Here is a 1207-nt window from a genome sequence, read left to right on the forward strand (position 1 = left end):
AGCGAATCAGCGGCGATGCCCTCGGCCGGCGCGTCGACGGGGTGTCCGGCCTCAAAGGCACGGTGAAGCGTCGGCGCCCCCTCCGGCTCGACGGCGATGATGCGGATGCGGCCGGCAAACCAGGCGGCGATGCCGCCGATCAGGCCGCCGCCGCCGACGGCGACCAGCAGCGTGTCGATCCCAGGCAAATCGCTCTCGATTTCGAGCCCGAGCGTGCCTTGGCCGACCAGCGTTTCCTCCTGGTTGAAAGCATGGATCTGGAGGGCGCCGGTCTGCTCGGCGAAACGTTCGCTGGCGGCCAGCGCCTCGGCGTAGCGGGCGCCGCCGACGATCAGCTCGGCGCCGTAGCTGCGGATCCGCTCCAGCTTGGCTGCCGGACTCACTTCGGGAACGAAGATGGTCGCCTTGTGGCCAAGCCGCATGGCGGCATAGGCGACGGCCGCACCATGGTTGCCGCCCGATGCGGCGACGACGCCGGCTTCGGGGACCGGACGCTCCAGCAGGTTGGTGAAGGCGCCGCGCGCCTTGAACGAACCGGAATGCTGCAGGCATTCGAGCTTCAGGTCGACCGTCAGCGGCGTGCGGTCGAAGTCGGCCATGTCGACACGCAGCACCGGCGTGTGCCTGATATAGGGGCGGATGCGCGGTTCCATCGCGGCAATGCGCTCGCGTGTGACGGTGTTGCCCTGCGACATGTGTGATCTCCTCGGGATTGACAGCAATTAGTAACTTGGCAAAATGGCTAAATGCAAGAGGTTGATGTCTTCAAGGCGATTGCCAACGAACGCAGGCTGCAGATCCTCGACTGGCTAAAGGATCCGCGCGCGCATTTCCCTGCCCAAGCGGATGGCGATCTGGTCGAGGACGGCGTTTGCGCGCTGCTGATCGCCGAAAAGCTCGGCATCACCCAGGCGACGCTGAGTGAGCATATGCGCGTGCTCACCCAAGCCGGCCTGCTGCGCGTCAGGCGCATCAAGCAATGGACGTTCTACCGTCGCGACGAGGACAGGATCGCCGACATCAGGGCGCTCGTGCAGAACCGGCTATAGCGCTTCCGGCCGGCATCCAGGCCGGGCAGCTTCTATGCAAGCCAGTCGGGCACGGAATCAAGCCCGATCAGGTCGTCATAGGTCAGGCGCGGACGCACGACGTGGAACCGGTCGCCGTCGACCAGCACCTCCGGCACCAGCAAGCGGGTGTTGTAAGT

The 1207-nt window shown here is 65.7% G+C and carries 2 protein-coding genes; one reads left to right on the forward strand and one right to left on the reverse strand.

The window, feature by feature from the left end; translation table 11 throughout:
- Nucleotides 1–695, reverse strand: a 695-nt coding sequence (locus EN935_RS36770; RefSeq protein ID WP_127374277.1) for a serine/threonine dehydratase, incomplete at its 3' end; no start/stop codon positions are given.
- 51 nt (nt 696–746) lie between these two features.
- Here EN935_RS36770 and EN935_RS36775 point away from each other — a divergent pair.
- Entirely contained in the window at nt 747–1049 is a 303-nt protein-coding gene (locus EN935_RS36775; protein WP_109671641.1) for a metalloregulator ArsR/SmtB family transcription factor, read from the forward strand.
- The last annotated feature ends 158 nt before the right edge of the window (nt 1050–1207 follow it).

The sequence above is a fragment of the Mesorhizobium sp. M7D.F.Ca.US.004.03.1.1 genome, assembly GCF_003998635.1.
Taxonomy (GTDB): domain Bacteria; phylum Pseudomonadota; class Alphaproteobacteria; order Rhizobiales; family Rhizobiaceae; genus Mesorhizobium; species Mesorhizobium loti.